The sequence below is a fragment of the Streptomyces sp. NBC_00727 genome (assembly GCF_045161745.1).
Taxonomy (GTDB): Bacteria; Actinomycetota; Actinomycetes; order Streptomycetales; family Streptomycetaceae; genus Streptomyces.
Window position 1 is genome coordinate 2,463,248 of record NZ_CP108981.1, and the last position, 13,142, is coordinate 2,476,389.

The 13,142-nt window shown below is 71.9% G+C and carries 12 protein-coding genes; 5 read left to right on the forward strand and 7 right to left on the reverse strand.

Annotated elements, in window-relative coordinates; all coding sequences use genetic code 11:
* Positions 1-177 precede the first annotated feature (177 nt).
* On the reverse strand, positions 178-762 hold the full coding sequence (locus OG242_RS10980; protein WP_405897977.1) for a DUF2017 domain-containing protein: 585 nt from the start codon (positions 760-762) through the stop codon (positions 178-180).
* Between the two features lie 50 nt (positions 763-812).
* A complete protein-coding gene (gene clpS, locus OG242_RS10985; RefSeq protein ID WP_018517937.1) occupies positions 813-1,118 on the reverse strand; it encodes an ATP-dependent Clp protease adapter ClpS in 306 nt (101 codons plus the stop codon).
* A gap of 111 nt (positions 1,119-1,229) precedes the next feature.
* Here clpS and OG242_RS10990 point away from each other — a divergent pair, with 111 nt between their 5' ends.
* A complete protein-coding gene (locus OG242_RS10990) occupies positions 1,230-2,558 on the forward strand; it encodes a nicotinate phosphoribosyltransferase (protein ID WP_405897978.1) in 1,329 nt (442 codons plus the stop codon).
* A 191-nt stretch (positions 2,559-2,749) separates the two neighbouring features.
* Positions 2,750-3,334 carry an isochorismatase family protein gene (locus tag OG242_RS10995; RefSeq protein WP_405897979.1) on the forward strand — a complete coding sequence of 195 codons (585 nt, stop codon included), beginning with the start codon at positions 2,750-2,752 and terminating at the stop codon, positions 3,332-3,334.
* A gap of 7 nt (positions 3,335-3,341) precedes the next feature.
* Here OG242_RS10995 and OG242_RS11000 read toward each other — a convergent pair whose 3' ends face one another.
* Both OG242_RS11000 and OG242_RS11005 read right to left on the reverse strand, forming a co-directional pair.
* Positions 3,342-3,674 (reverse strand): hypothetical protein, encoded by a 333-nt coding sequence (locus tag OG242_RS11000; RefSeq protein WP_405897980.1) that lies wholly within the window; start codon positions 3,672-3,674, stop codon positions 3,342-3,344.
* Between the two features lie 284 nt (positions 3,675-3,958).
* Positions 3,959-6,358, reverse strand: coding sequence for an immune inhibitor A domain-containing protein (locus OG242_RS11005; protein ID WP_405897981.1), 2,400 nt, complete (start codon positions 6,356-6,358; stop codon positions 3,959-3,961).
* 371 nt (positions 6,359-6,729) lie between these two features.
* Between OG242_RS11005 and OG242_RS11010 the strand changes: the two genes are divergently transcribed.
* Positions 6,730-7,017: a hypothetical protein gene (locus tag OG242_RS11010; RefSeq protein WP_405897982.1), complete on the forward strand. Its 288-nt coding sequence runs from the start codon at positions 6,730-6,732 to the stop codon at positions 7,015-7,017.
* Between the two features lie 36 nt (positions 7,018-7,053).
* Here OG242_RS11010 and OG242_RS11015 read toward each other — a convergent pair whose 3' ends face one another.
* Both OG242_RS11015 and OG242_RS11020 read right to left on the reverse strand, forming a co-directional pair.
* Positions 7,054-7,719 (reverse strand): RDD family protein, encoded by a 666-nt coding sequence (locus OG242_RS11015; RefSeq protein WP_405897983.1) that lies wholly within the window; start codon positions 7,717-7,719, stop codon positions 7,054-7,056.
* Positions 7,720-7,795: 76 nt separating this feature from the next.
* Positions 7,796-9,271: an RDD family protein gene (locus OG242_RS11020; RefSeq protein WP_405897984.1), complete on the reverse strand. Its 1,476-nt coding sequence runs from the start codon at positions 9,269-9,271 to the stop codon at positions 7,796-7,798.
* 210 nt (positions 9,272-9,481) lie between these two features.
* Between OG242_RS11020 and OG242_RS11025 the strand changes: the two genes are divergently transcribed.
* Positions 9,482-9,958, forward strand: a complete 477-nt coding sequence (locus OG242_RS11025) for an SsgA family sporulation/cell division regulator (RefSeq protein WP_405897985.1) — start codon at positions 9,482-9,484, stop codon at positions 9,956-9,958.
* Positions 9,959-9,978: 20 nt separating this feature from the next.
* On the opposite strand, the gene OG242_RS11030 is transcribed toward OG242_RS11025, so the two are convergent.
* Positions 9,979-11,346: an FAD-binding oxidoreductase gene (locus OG242_RS11030; protein ID WP_405897986.1), complete on the reverse strand. Its 1,368-nt coding sequence runs from the start codon at positions 11,344-11,346 to the stop codon at positions 9,979-9,981.
* Between the two features lie 97 nt (positions 11,347-11,443).
* Between OG242_RS11030 and OG242_RS11035 the strand changes: the two genes are divergently transcribed.
* Positions 11,444-13,105, forward strand: a complete 1,662-nt coding sequence (locus OG242_RS11035; protein ID WP_405897987.1) for a tetratricopeptide repeat protein — start codon at positions 11,444-11,446, stop codon at positions 13,103-13,105.
* The last annotated feature ends 37 nt before the right edge of the window (positions 13,106-13,142 follow it).

Below are 13,142 nucleotides of genomic sequence, written 5' to 3' on the forward strand. Positions count from 1 at the left end.
TCGTGAAGATTTATCACGGGCACAACGGTGGTCCGGCGGACGTTCTGTGGCGCACACCTCAAGTAAAAGCGGACAAGGTGGAACGGGCGCTGCAAAAAAGACCGTTCAGGTGACGCGATCGTTATTCGGATTTGAGTGTCCGTTGAGCGAACGCGGTGACGGGGCGCGCGTCCGGTGTCACGGCATCAGCGTCTCGACCAGGGTTTCCTGGAGGGCGCCGAGCCAGAGGTAGGCCATGACCATGGGCTTTCGGGGGTCGCTGTCGGGGAGCCGGTAGAGCGAGCCCTCCTCGCCCTCGTCCTCGTCGCTGACGTCGAGCCGGGTGCCGATGGTGAGCCGGAGGTCGTTGAGCGAGCCGAGCCAGTTCCGGCACTCGTCGGCGGTGAGCGTGAGCACGGCGGCGCCCTCACCCGCGGGCGTCAGCGCATCGAGTGTGCGTACGACGACGAGCGCGTCGTCGCGCTTGCGGGTGCGCAGGTCGTTCTCGGTGAAGCGGCGGAACTCGGAGGACGCGGCGCGCAGTTCGTCGTCGCCGTCGCCGTAAGCCTCGGGGAAGAGGCGGGCCAGGGCCGGGTCGGTGGGCGGTTCGCTGGGGCCTTCGGCGAACAGGGCGGCGAGCGGGTCCTCGCCCGCGGCGGGCTCGTCGCCGGGGCCGATGAGCTCGAGGAGCTGGACGGCGAGGGAGCGCAGGATCGCGATCTCCACCTCGTCGAGCGCGACGGCCGCGCCGCCGCCGGGGGTGGCCTCGAAGTGGCCGGCCATGGGTTCTCTCCGATGATGGTCGGGCGGGCGGTGCGTGGGGCCGTGCGGTGCTAGTTGCGGTCCTGGGTGAGCGTGGCCCACAGCCCGTAGCCGTGCATGGCCTGGACGTCGCGTTCCATCTCCTCGCGGCTGCCGCTGGAGACGACGGCGCGGCCCTTCTGGTGGACGTCGAGCATCAGCTTGTGCGCCTTGTCCTTGGAGTAGCCGAAGTACGCCTGGAACACGTAGGTCACATAGCTCATGAGGTTGACCGGGTCGTTGTGGACCAGCGTCACCCAGGGGACGTCGGGCTCGGGCACGACGAGGTGGTCCTCGGCCGATTCGGGACGTTCGATCTCTGTAGGGGCGACGCTCACCTACCCCATGCTGCCACTCGTAGTGGCCCATCGCACAAACGGCCCCCTCGCCGCGCCGCCTCCCGGACCCCCATCTCGTCACTTTGACGAAATAGGGGTAGCATCCCCGGCATGAAATCTGCGGACCTTGGGCGACGGGTCGGTGTGCCGTCGACAGCGCTCTTCACCGACCAGTACGAGCTCACGATGGTGCAGGCCGCGCTGAAGGCCGGCACCGCCGACCGGTGCTCGGTCTTCGAGGCGTTCACCCGCCGGCTGCCCGAGGGGCGGCGCTACGGCGTCGTCGCGGGCATCGGGCGGGTCCTGGACGCGGTGGAGAACTTCCACTTCGACGAGGAGATGCTCGGCTTCCTGCGCGACCAGTCCGTCGTGGACGGGCCGACGCTGGACTACCTGGCGGACTACCGGTTCAGCGGGGACATCTGGGGCTACCCGGAGGGCGAGGTGTACTTCCCGGGCTCGCCGATCCTGCGGGTCGAGGGGTCCTTCGCCGAGTGCGTGCTGCTGGAGACGGTGATCCTGTCGATCCTCAACCACGACTCGGCGATCGCCGCGGCGGCCTCCCGGATGTCGGCCGCGGCGGGCGGGCGCGGGCTGATCGAGATGGGTGCGCGGCGCACCCACGAGCTGTCGGCGGTCGCCTCGGCCCGGGCGGCGTACATCGGCGGCTTCGACACCACGTCCGACCTGGCGGCCGGTTTCCGCTACAACATCCCGACGGTCGGGACGAGCGCCCACGCGTTCACCCTGCTGCACGACTCGGAGCGCGACGCCTTCCGGGCACAGGTGGACTCGCTGGGCCGTGGCACGACGCTGCTGGTGGACACGTACGACGTGGCGACGGCGGTCCGTACGGCGGTCGAGATCGCCGGGCCCGAGCTGGGCGCGGTACGGATCGACTCCGGGGACCTGCTGCTGGTCGCCCACCGGGTGCGCCAGCAGCTGGACGAGCTGGGTGCCACGGAGACGAGGATCGTGGTGACCTCGGACCTGGACGAGTACGCCATCGCCTCGCTGGCCGCCGCCCCGGTGGACGCGTACGGGGTGGGCACGCAGCTGGTGACCGGCAGCGGGCACCCCACGTGCTCGATGGTCTACAAGCTCGTCGCCCGCGCGGGGTCCGCGGACCCGGCGGACGAGTTGCGGCCGGTCGCGAAGAAGTCGATGGGCGCGAAGTCCTCGAAGGGCGGCCGCAAGTGGGCCGCGCGCCGGCTTGACGAGGACGGCGTGGCCGAGGCCGAGGTGATCGGCACCGGCCCGGTGCCCGAGGAGCTGGCCGGCCGGCAGCTGCTGGTGGAGCTGGTCCGGGGCGGCGAGGTGGTCGCGCGGGAGCCGCTGGACGCGGCGCGCGAGCGGCACATCGCGGCGCGGGCGGGGCTGCCGTTGTCGGCCATGCAGTTGTCGCGCGGCGAGGCGGTGATTCCTACCGAGTACGTGTGACGGGGCTGCGCGGGGTCCGGGCGCTCCGGAGTGCCGCTTTGTCCTCAATCGCCGGACGGGCTTGATCCTGCGCGCCGTGCCGGAATGCCCGGCGGGCCCGATTTTGCGCGGGCGCGCTTGATTGCCTGCGCGGAATCTCTAGGCTCGGGGCCGTCCCCGTACCGCTCCCCCACTCCCCGAAGGAAACCCGCATGCACCGCGCCTTGATCGTCGTGGACGTTCAGAACGACTTCTGTGAGGGCGGGAGCCTCGCCGTGGCGGGAGGCGCCGATGTCGCCGCCGCCATCACGGACCTGATCGGCGAGAGCCGGCCCGCCTACCGGTACGTGGTGGCCACCCGGGACCACCACATCGATCCCGGGGACCACTTCTCGCCGGCCCCGGACTTCGAGCACTCGTGGCCGCCGCACTGCGTGGCCGGTACGGAGGGTGTGGGCTTCCACCCCAATTTCGCGCCGGCCGTCGCCTCGGGGGCGATCGACACCGTGTTCGACAAGGGGGCCTACGCGGCCGCGTACAGCGGCTTCGAGGGCCTCGACGAGAACGGCACGGGACTCGCCGCCTGGCTGCGCGAGCACGACGTGACCGAGGTCGACGTGGTCGGCATCGCGACCGACCACTGCGTGCGGGCGACCGCGCTGGACGCCGCCCGTGAGGGCTTCGCCACGCATGTGCTGCTCGACCTGACCGCGGGCGTCGCCGAGGCGACGACGGAGCGGGCGCTGGCCGAGCTGCGCGGCGCGGGTGTGGTGCTGACGGGCAAGCCGGTCGTCTGAACGCCCCCTACGGGGTTGCGGCCGGTGCGGAGGGCCTGAGCAGGGCGCGGATGGGGTGCCAGAGCTCCTGCGCGTACCCGGGTCTCGCGCGCCACAGGACGCCGTCGGGGTGGTGCAGGACGGCGGTGATCTCGTCGGGGGTGGGCGGCTCGGCGTTGCCGCGCAGGTAGACGGAGCGCAGGCCCAGGTTGCGCAGCCTGGTCAGGGCGCGGGGCCGGTTGGCCGCGTGCACCAGGACCCGGACCGGGGAGCCCGGTCCGGGGCCTTCCGCCGGGCTCGGCAGGGTGATCGCGACGACCACACTGCCGTTCGGCAACTTGCTGAATCCTCCGCCTGCCATGCGTACGAGCTCCCCCGTGAGACATCGTGTCGGTAGACCGACCGGGGTGTGGAGGGCGGCGTCGTGGGGCTGGGCACGCACATCTGCGGCGTTGTCGTCAATCAACAACGCTCCGCGTTGCCTCAGTCCTCCGCCTTGCAGCTGCACGCACCCAACCCCGCTCCTCCACCCGCCCTCCACACCCCGGTCGGTCTCGGAAAGTGAACAGGGGCACCTAAACACGATCGGCCGCCGCCCGCTAGAGGGCGACGGCCGATCACGCTATGACCTGCGGTGATGTGGTTCTACTTGCGCGAGGAGGAGCTCACCCGGACGGTCATCGTGTCGCCGCTGCGCGGCTCGCTGATGATCGTGATCCTGGTGTTGGTGTCCGGGACCTTGACGCTCCCGGTCGGGTTCTCCTTGTACCAGTAGGTGCCCTTGTGGTCGTCGAAGGACGGGACGCCGAGCTGCGGCTTGATCTTGACGGCCTGGTCGGCCAGGTGCAGCGTGAAGCCGTCCGTCGGGTACCAGCTGAACGGGGCGTCGAAGGGCTGGATCTTGTTGCGGATGACCGTGCCGTTCGCCCACTTCAGCGGCTTGGCGTGCGCGTCGACCGGCAGGATCAGACCCTCGCCGTTGTGCTGCGAGACGTTGTTGTCGGTCTGGGAGGTGTCCCACAGCCAGACGAGCAGGCCGTTCTGGTACGGGAAGTGCTCGACCCAGTCCGGACGGGTCTTGGAGAAGCCGAAGTTGTACGGACCGGTCTTCAGCGTCTCGTCGTAGCTGACGTACTGGCGGTTCTCCGCGATGTAGTACTGGGGGTAGTCCTTGGTGAAGGACTTGCCGACCCGCGAGAAGCCCTTGACGGTCCAGCCGTTGTCGCCGCTCTCGGCGTTGTCCGTGAAGAGCGCGGCGCCGTCGGCGGTCACCGAGATGGTGTCGGCCGCGAAGCCCACGCCGCCCGCGCCGCCGTCGGTGGCGTAGCGGAAGCGGATGTCGATCTTCTTGCCCGCGTAGGCGTCCAGCGGGTACGAGAGCTTCTTGTACTTGCCGGAGACGTCGGTCAGGGCCGGCTTGTCGCTGGCGTCGCGCAGGATCGGCTGACCGTCGGCGGTGCCGTCGATCGCGGTCCAGTTGCTGCCGCCGTCGGTGGACACCTCGGTGTAGAGGTAGTCGTAGTCGGCTTCGATGTCCCACCAGCCCTGGAGGTCCAGGGACGCCTTGGACTTGCCGGTCAGGTCGACCGGGCGGGACAGCGTGTTGCTGAGGTTGTCGCCCATGTCGCTCCACCACTGCGTGGCGCCCTCGGCGGGCGTCGTGACGGCGGTGGTGACGGGCTTCGCGGGCAGCGTGACGACGAGCGCCTGCTTGTCCTTGGTGTTGTACTCGGACACGCCCAGCTTGTGGGTGGACTTCGTCGCGGCCTTGGCCTCGGCGTAGTTCAGCCAGCCCAGCTGGAGCTTGTCCCAGGCGGTCATGTCACCGGGCATGTCGCCAATGCTGTTCTTGCCGGTGCCGAGCCAGGAGCCCGCCGACATCAGCGACCAGAAGCCGACCGAGTTCTCGGCGGTGTTGGTCGTGTCGTAGAGGTCCGGGAGGCCGAGGTCGTGGCCGTACTCGTGGGCGAAGACGCCCAGGCCGCCGTTCTCGGGCTGCGCGGTGTAGTCGCCGACCCAGATGCCGGTGTCACCGATCTGGGTGCCGCCGGCCTTGTTCTCGGCCGGGCCGGTGGCGCCGGCGTTGGTGCCGTACGCGTACCAGCGGTGCGCCCAGATGGCGTCGGTGCCCTCGACGCCGCCGCCGGCCGACTCGTCCTCGCCGGCGTGCACGATCTGGAAGTGATCGATGTAGCCGTCGGGCTCGTTGAAGTTGCCGTCGTTGTCGTAGTCGTAACGGTCCCACTGGTCGTACTGGGCGAGGTCCGTCTTGATCTGCTCCGGCGTACGGCCCTTGGCCTTCTGGCCGGCGGCCCAGGCGTTGACGCCGTCCTTGATCATGTCCCAGGCGTTGGCGCAGTTGGTCGAACCGCAGTAGTTCGAGCCGTAGCGCGCCTCGTTGTAGGGGACCTTGACCCAGTCGGAGACCTCTCCGTCGACCGAGTAGCGGCCGGAGGAGGTCTTCTCGTAGTACGTCTTCAGCGAGTGCTTGCCCGCGCCCGTGCCGAAGTACAGCTCCTGGAAGTGGGCCTGGTTGTAATCGGCCTGCCAGGCGGTGCTGTTGTCCTTCTTCGGGTCGGGCTTGGCTATCGTGTTGTGCAGCGGACCCGGCGTGCCGCCGTACTTCTTGACGGCGGGCTTGGGGCCCGCGCCGTCCGGGTCGTACATGGTCGTGTCGTCGACCTGGCCGCCGAACTCCACCAGCACGGTGAAGATCTTGTCGGTCTTCTCGCGGCCGAGCTCGACGTACTTCTTGTTGTCGAGTTTGACGACCTTGGAGCCTCCGCGCGACGTCACCTTCTTGTCGCCGGATATGACCTGTTCCAGGGCAGCCTGGCGCTGATCCGCCTGCTGCTTGCTGTACGGGCCTTCCAGGTCGTGCTCGTTGCCCTTGGCCGACCCCGGGTCCCGGCGGTCGATGGAGGCAGCGGTGCCTGACGCCCGGTCATCTGCCTGAGCGGTGGCGAAGGCGGATGCGGTGGCGGCGGTTGCGGCCATGGCCACGACAACCGCTCCGGTCCGAAGCGCCCGTCTCTTAATGATCACTTGATGCAGTCCTCCCCGGCGTCCGCGGCGACGGCCCGGGAGTGTGGAGAGGCCGCGCGCGGAAACGCGTCACAAGTGACGACATTCGACCGGAGTTACGGAAGAAAAGACAGACCTTGACTTGGACAGAGCAAGTGCACTATGCAGGAGCACCGTTCCGGTATCCGGACGAAGTGTTTCCAACCCACCGGCGCGTCAGACCCCTTCCGGGGCGCGCGAGATGACTCCGTGCGCCCCCCATGCATCCGCACTGTGGGTTAGGTTACGCTTACTAGCCGTTCCTCGCGGGCATCCACCGTCGTAGAGTCGCTCGACAGTGCGACCGTGTCGAGAGACCGCCCATCCGACGTCCCGAGGACGGAAAAGAAGCCATGCCGCGACCCACTGCCGCACAGCTCTCCTACGGTTCGGTCACCGTCGTCTTCTCGACCCTGGCGATGTTGCTGCTGTTCCGCACCAGCTCGGGCATCGGAATCGCCGCCGTCTGCACGGCCGCGCTCGTACTCGGGCTCGTGGTGTCCGTGACCGTACCCCCGAAGCCCCGCCGGCACACGGCGAAGGCGGCGGGTACGGGCACCCCGGTGTCCGCGCACCGTGGCACCGCCCCGGCCGCCCGCGACGAGGAACGCGCCCCCGTCTCCGCACAGAGTTCGCGCTGAGCCCGCGCCGGGCCCGCGCCGGGCCCGCTTCGAGGCTCAGTTGACCGCCACGACCACCGTCTTGGCCGCCTTGTCCTGGAGGCCCTGGCGGTAGGGCTTGTCCGTGAACATGAGCACGATGTTGATCAGCCACCACAGGCACGGGCAGCACAGCAGCGCCGGCAGCCACAGCACCACGGCCCGCATGAAGGCCGCCCCGGTGTCCGGCACCCGGCCGTCGTTGAGCATCGCGACCCGCATCTTCAGCAGCCGCTTGCCCAGCGTGCGGCCGTCCTTGTGCGTGAAGTACGTGTCGTACGCGACGTAGACGACGAGGGCGATCAGCGACCAGAGCAGCTGATGCCCGCTGTAGGTCTGGGCGAAGATGTCGCCGACGTCGTCGTCGTTGCCGCTGTCCGTCGCCCCGACCGCGCCGCCCCAGGGCAGCGAGATCAGGTACAGCGGGATCGAGATGATCAGGAAGTCGATCAGCCGGGCCAGGATGCGCTTGCCCGGTTCGGCGAGCGGCGGCATCCCCGCGAGCGGGTCCGCCCCGCCGTACGCTCCGCCGCCCCCGTAGGGCCCCGGGTCGTACGGCGGCGGAGGCGGCGGTGCGCCGTCGTAGGGCGAGCCGGACGACGGCGGCGGCTGGTCCCCGGGCGGCCGCTTCCTGAAGGGGTCGTCCTCGGGCGGCTGACCGGGCGGCGGCTGATCGTTGCTCATGGGGGCAGTGCATCCCGCCACCCGGGCCCGCGCAACGGCTCAGGTGCGTTCGGGGGACACCCCTGGGCGGATGGTGTCAGCCCGCGACGAAGGTGCGCGCCGCCTTGTCGTGCCAGCACTGGCGCCACGGCCGGTCGACCAGGCACCACAGCACACCGGCCAACCCGACGGCCAGGATGCCCGGCACCGCGTACACCAGCCACCGGCGCAGCGCGGCCCCGAAGCCGGGCGCCTCGTGGGACTCCATGTCCCGTACGTCGATCCCGCACAGCTTCTTGCCGAGCGTACGGCCCCACTTCGCGGTGGGCAGCGCGTCGAGCAATACGCCCAGCACCAGGAACACCCCGAGCACCGCACCGCCCAGCGCGGCCGTGGTGGAGTCCAGCAGCCAGACGGTGACCGTCTCGCCGGACAGCTTGGCCGCGTCGATCTTGTCGTCGATGTGGTCGGCGGCCCGGGCGGCCAGCGGCACGGCGGCCGCCGCGGTGAGCGCGCCGAGCAGCACGCTGTCGATGAGCCGGGCGGCGAACCGCTTGCCGAGCGGGGCGGGGCGGCCGGAGGCCCGGGCCGCGGCGAGCCGCTGGAAGTGGTCGTCGACGGGGGGCTTCCAGGGGGCGGCTTGCGCGGGTTGCGCCTGCGGCGCGGGGTGCGCCTGCGGCGCGGGGGCCGGCTGGCTGACGGGGCCCTGCCGGTCCCAGGGGGCGCCGGGGGTGGGGGCGGCTGGCGGGCGCGGGGCCGCGTCCAGGGCGCGGATGGTCAGGGTGCCCTCGGTGGCGGGCTGTTCGCCGCCCGGCCGGCGCAGGGCGCGGATCGCGACGGTGTTCTCGGGTGCGGCGGACTCCGGCGCACCGGTTCCGTCCTCAAGCGCCGGACGGGCTTGAGGTGGCCGGACCAGCCCGTCAGCCCCAGCCCGTCCGGCGTTTGAGGACGGAACCCTCGGGACGGGGGCCGACGCGGGCGCGGGCGCGGCGGACTCCGGCGCACCGGTTCCGCCCCCGAGCGCCGGACGGGCTTGAGGCGGCCGGACCAGCCCGTCAGCCCCAGCCCGTCCGGCGTTTGAGGACGGAACCCTCGGGACGGGGGCCGACGCGGGCGCGGGCGCGGCAGGCTCCGGCGCACCGGTTCCGCCCCCGAGCGCCGGACGGGCTTGAGGCGGCCGGACCAGCTCGCCGGCCCCAGCCCGTCCGGCGTTTGAGGACGGAACCCTCGGGTCGGGGGCCGGCGCCGCGTCTTCCGGGGCCGGGGCCTCCGGACCCGGACCGCCCCATGACACCCGGCGGTCGCGGTCGCCGCCGAAGCCCGCCTGGCGGGAGGCGTCGGCCTGCCAGGCGGTCGCGGGTTCGGGGCCCGCCGCCCCGTCCGGCCGGTCGTCGAGGAACACCGGACCGGTCTCCTCGGCCGCGGCCGTCTCGTCCTGCCGCGGGGCCGGGCGGCTGGTACCGGGGACCCAGGAGGCGCCGTTCCAGTAGCGGACGTAGCCGGGGATGGACGGGTCGGGGTAGTACCCCTCGCGGGGGCTTTCGTCACCGGGTGCCGGGGTTGGGGCGCTCATCACCGTGGTCCCGTATCTCTTCGAGGCCTCAATACAGGAGTCCACATCTATCAGACAGGCGCGTATCCCCGGGCGTGTCCGGGGGTTTGGCCCACTTTCCGGTCACGCCGGAATTATTTTCCCGAAGTCGCGTAATGGATGGCGCCGAGGGCGCTCTCACTCGTGCGGGCCGGTCGTGGGACCGGCTCCGGACAACGGAAGGACGCCCTCATGCACACCGTCGTGGAACGCGAGCTGGAGCTCAAGCTGGTCCTGTCGCCCGAGCGCAGCATCGCCGTACCGGCCAGGCTGACGTACCGCACGGAGGACCCGTACGCCGTGCACATCACCTTCCACATCACCTCCGACTCGCCGGTGTACTGGACGTTCGCCCGCGATCTGCTGGTGGAGGGGGTGTTCCGGCCGTGCGGGCAGGGCGATGTGCGGATCTGGCCGACCAAGGTGGACGGGAACAGCGTCATCTGCGTGGCGCTGACGTCCCCGGACGGCAACGCCCTGCTGGAGGTGGAGTCCGCGGCGGTCGCGGTCTGGGTGGAGCGGACGCTGCGGGTGGTCCCGCCGGGTACGGAGACCGGGCGGCTCGGCATCGACGAGGGGCTGGCCGAACTCCTGGCGCCACTGCCGGCCGACGACCTGTGGATGAGCGACCCGTGGCCGTCGGACGAGTCGCAGGACGGGGAGGGGTGAGAGGCGTGGGCCGGGCCGGGTCAGAAGACCTTGCCCGGGTTGAGCAGCCCGAGCGGGTCGAATGCCTGCTTGATGCCCCGGTGCAGTTCCACGCTCACCTCGCCGAGTTCGCGCGCCAGCCACTCCTTCTTCAGGACGCCCACGCCGTGCTCGCCGGTGATCGTGCCGCCGAGGGCGAGGCCGAGCGCCATGATCTCGTCGAAGGACTCGCGGGCCCGCCGGGACTCGTCGGCGTCGGCGGGGTCGAAGCAGACGACGGGGTGGGTGTTGCCGTCGCCCGCGTGGGCGCAGACGCCGATGGTGAGGCCGTACTTCTCGGCGACCTCCGCCGTGCCCCGCAGCATGGCGCCGAGCCGCGAGCGCGGTACGCACACGTCGTCGATCATCGTCGCCGGCTTGACGGTCTCCAGTGCGGTCAGCGACATCCGCCGGGCCCGGAGGAGCATCTCGGACTCGGCCGCGTCCTCGGCGGGCACGACGTCGGTGGCGCCGGCTGCGGTGCACAGGGCGGCGACGGCGGCGAGGTCGGCGGCCGGGTCCGGGGTGTCGAAGGCGGCGAGCAGCAGGGCCTCCGTGGTCTCGGGGAGGCCCATGTTCGCCATGCGGTTGACCGCCTGGACGGTCGTACGGTCCATCAGTTCGAGGAGTGACGGGGTGTGGCCGCTCTCCATGATCCGGCAGACCGCGTCGCAGGCGCTCGACGCGTCGGCGAACTCGGCGGCGAGGACGAGCTGCCGGGGCGGCCGGGGCCTCAGGGCGAGGACGGCCTTCACGACGATCCCGAGGCTGCCCTCGGAGCCGGTGAAGAGGCGGGTGAGGTCGTAGCCGGCGACGCCCTTGGCGGTGCGGCGGCCGGTGGTGAGCAGGCGCCCGTCCGCGAGGACGACGTCGAGACCGAGGACGTATTCGGCGGTGACCCCGTACTTCACGCAGCACAGGCCGCCGGACGCGGTGGCGATGTTGCCGCCGATGGTGCACATCTCCCAGCTGGAGGGGTCCGGCGGGTAGGAGAGGCCGTGTTCGTCGACGGCACGGGAGAGCACGGCGTTGATCACTCCGGGCTCGACGACGGCGATGCGGTCGACGGGGCTGATCTCCAGGATGCGGTCCATCTTCACCAGGGAGAGCACGATGCAGCCGTCGGTGGCGTTGGCCGCGCCCGACAGGCCCGTGCGGGCGCCCTGGGGGACGACCGGGACGCGCAGCGCGGTGGCGGTGCGCATGACGTGCTGGACCTGCTCGACGGTGCGCGGGAGCGCGACGACCGCGGGGGTGCCCGCCTCGCAGAAGCTCGCCATGTCGTGGGCGTAGGAGGCCGTGACGTCCGGGTCGGTGATCAGGGCCTCGGCCGGGAGGCCCGCTCGCAGGAGTTCGAGGAGATCGTCCATGATCCAAGCGTGGCACCCGGGCCCATTGGTGTGAACCCGTCTGCGGTGGCGATCCCAAGACGCGGTGCGATCTTCATACTGACGCACAGTGAGCGGCATGGAACTCACGCCTCAGCAGCCCCCGGGGGCCCCCGGGCCCGAGAACTCCTCCGACACCGGCTGGCCCGCCCCCGACGCTCCCCCGCCGGACCCCGCGTCCCTGGCCGAGCCCCCGCCCCCCACGATGCGCACGACCCTGCGCCGGGCCGCCTTCGGCATGGTGGCGGGGGCGGTCCTGGTGACGGGCGCGGTGGTCGCCGTGCCCGACGACGACACGGACGCGGCGCCGCCCCTCCCGGGCCCGGTCTCGCGCGCGATGACCGCGACGGCCGCCGGCTCCCCCGCCTCGCTCCCCGATCTCACGGCGCTCATCGGGGACCGGCAGAAGTGGGTGGGCACGCACCCCTCGGACGCGCCCGCCTGGGCGGTGCTGGGGTCGGCGTACGTGGAGTGGGGGCGGCGGGCCGCCGATCCGGCGTACTACGCCCGGGCCGAGCAGGCGCTGAAGCGCTCGCTGGACGTGCGGCCGGGCGAGAAGGGCAACACGGCGGCCTGGGTCGGTCTCGCCTCGCTCGCCAACGCCCGGCACGACTTCGTGACGGCGAAGAAGTGGGGCGAGACGGTCCGGTCGCGGCAGCCGAAGGAGTGGACGGTCTACCCCGAGCTGATCGACGCCTACAACGGCCTCGGCGACCGGAAGTCGGCGATCACCGCGGTGGAGAAGTTCACCGAGCTGCGGGCCGGGGTGCCGGCGCTGGGCCGGGCCGCCGAGATGTACCGGGACCGGGGCTGGCGCGAGGACGCGCTGGCCACCGCGCAGGACGCGGCGAACCGGGCGAGGACGCCCGCCGAGAAGGCCGCCTGCCTGACCAGGCTGGGCGAGCTGGCCTGGGAGCGGGGCGAGCCGAAGGAGGCCGTGGCCCAGTACGGGGCGGCGCTGCGCGTCGAGAAGGGTCACCACTCCGCCCTCGCCGGGCGGGCCCGCGCGCTCGCGGCCCTCGGGCGCACCGACGAGGCCGTGCGGGACTACCAGGCCGCCCTGGCGAAGTCGCCGCGCCCGGCGTACCTGCTGGAGCTGGGCGAGCTGTACGAGTCGCTGGGGCTCGACGGGGACTCGGTGGGCCAGTACGAGAAGCTCCGCGCGGCGCTGGAGCGGGGCACGGCGCGCGGGGTGGACGAGTCGCTGACGCTGGGCCGTTTCGAGGCCGCGCACGGGGACGCGGACGCGGCGGTGGAGCTGCTGCGGGCGGAGTGGGAACGGGGGCACCGCAGCGCGGCGGTGGCCGACGCGCTGGGCTGGGCGCTGCACCGGTCGGGCGACTCGGACGCGGCGGTGGAGTACGCGCAGCGGGCGGTGGACTCGGGCGGGCAGAACGCCTCGTACGCGTACCACCTGGGCATGGTGCAGCGCGCGGTGAACGACTACGGCTCGGCGCGGCGCCAGTTGGAGGCGGCGCTGCGCACCAACCCGAAGTTCTCCCCGCTGGACGCGCCGCTCGCGCGGGAGGCGCTGGACGACCTGGGCGAGCCGCCGGCGGGCGGCCCGGCGGACATGCGGCCGCCCCCGGCCCCGGAACCCCCGGCACCGCAGGCTCCGGCGCCTCAGCAGCAGCCCGCGCCGGCGGGTCCGCAGGGGCGCCAGGCGGTCCCGGCGCCCCCGTCGGCCGCCCCGCAGGCCCCCGTACAGCCGTCCGCCGCGCCGTCGGCGGCCGGGCGCTGACGTACGGCGGCAGAGGACAAAGGGGCGGGCCGGAGAT

Excerpts from the sequence above, each read along its gene's own strand:
- OG242_RS10980 (WP_405897977.1), bottom strand. The coding sequence starts at position 762 with ATGGCCGGCCACTTCGAGGCCACCCCCGGCGGCGGCGCGGCCGTCGCG.
- OG242_RS10990 (WP_405897978.1), top strand. The coding sequence starts at position 1,230 with ATGAAATCTGCGGACCTTGGGCGACGGGTCGGTGTGCCGTCGACAGCG.
- OG242_RS10995 (WP_405897979.1), top strand. The coding sequence starts at position 2,750 with ATGCACCGCGCCTTGATCGTCGTGGACGTTCAGAACGACTTCTGTGAG.
- OG242_RS11000 (WP_405897980.1), bottom strand. The coding sequence starts at position 3,674 with ATGGCAGGCGGAGGATTCAGCAAGTTGCCGAACGGCAGTGTGGTCGTC.
- OG242_RS11010 (WP_405897982.1), top strand. The coding sequence starts at position 6,730 with ATGCCGCGACCCACTGCCGCACAGCTCTCCTACGGTTCGGTCACCGTC.
- OG242_RS11015 (WP_405897983.1), bottom strand. The coding sequence starts at position 7,719 with ATGAGCAACGATCAGCCGCCGCCCGGTCAGCCGCCCGAGGACGACCCC.
- OG242_RS11020 (WP_405897984.1), bottom strand. The coding sequence starts at position 9,271 with ATGAGCGCCCCAACCCCGGCACCCGGTGACGAAAGCCCCCGCGAGGGG.
- OG242_RS11025 (WP_405897985.1), top strand. The coding sequence starts at position 9,482 with ATGCACACCGTCGTGGAACGCGAGCTGGAGCTCAAGCTGGTCCTGTCG.
- OG242_RS11030 (WP_405897986.1), bottom strand. The coding sequence starts at position 11,346 with ATGGACGATCTCCTCGAACTCCTGCGAGCGGGCCTCCCGGCCGAGGCC.
- OG242_RS11035 (WP_405897987.1), top strand. The coding sequence starts at position 11,444 with ATGGAACTCACGCCTCAGCAGCCCCCGGGGGCCCCCGGGCCCGAGAAC.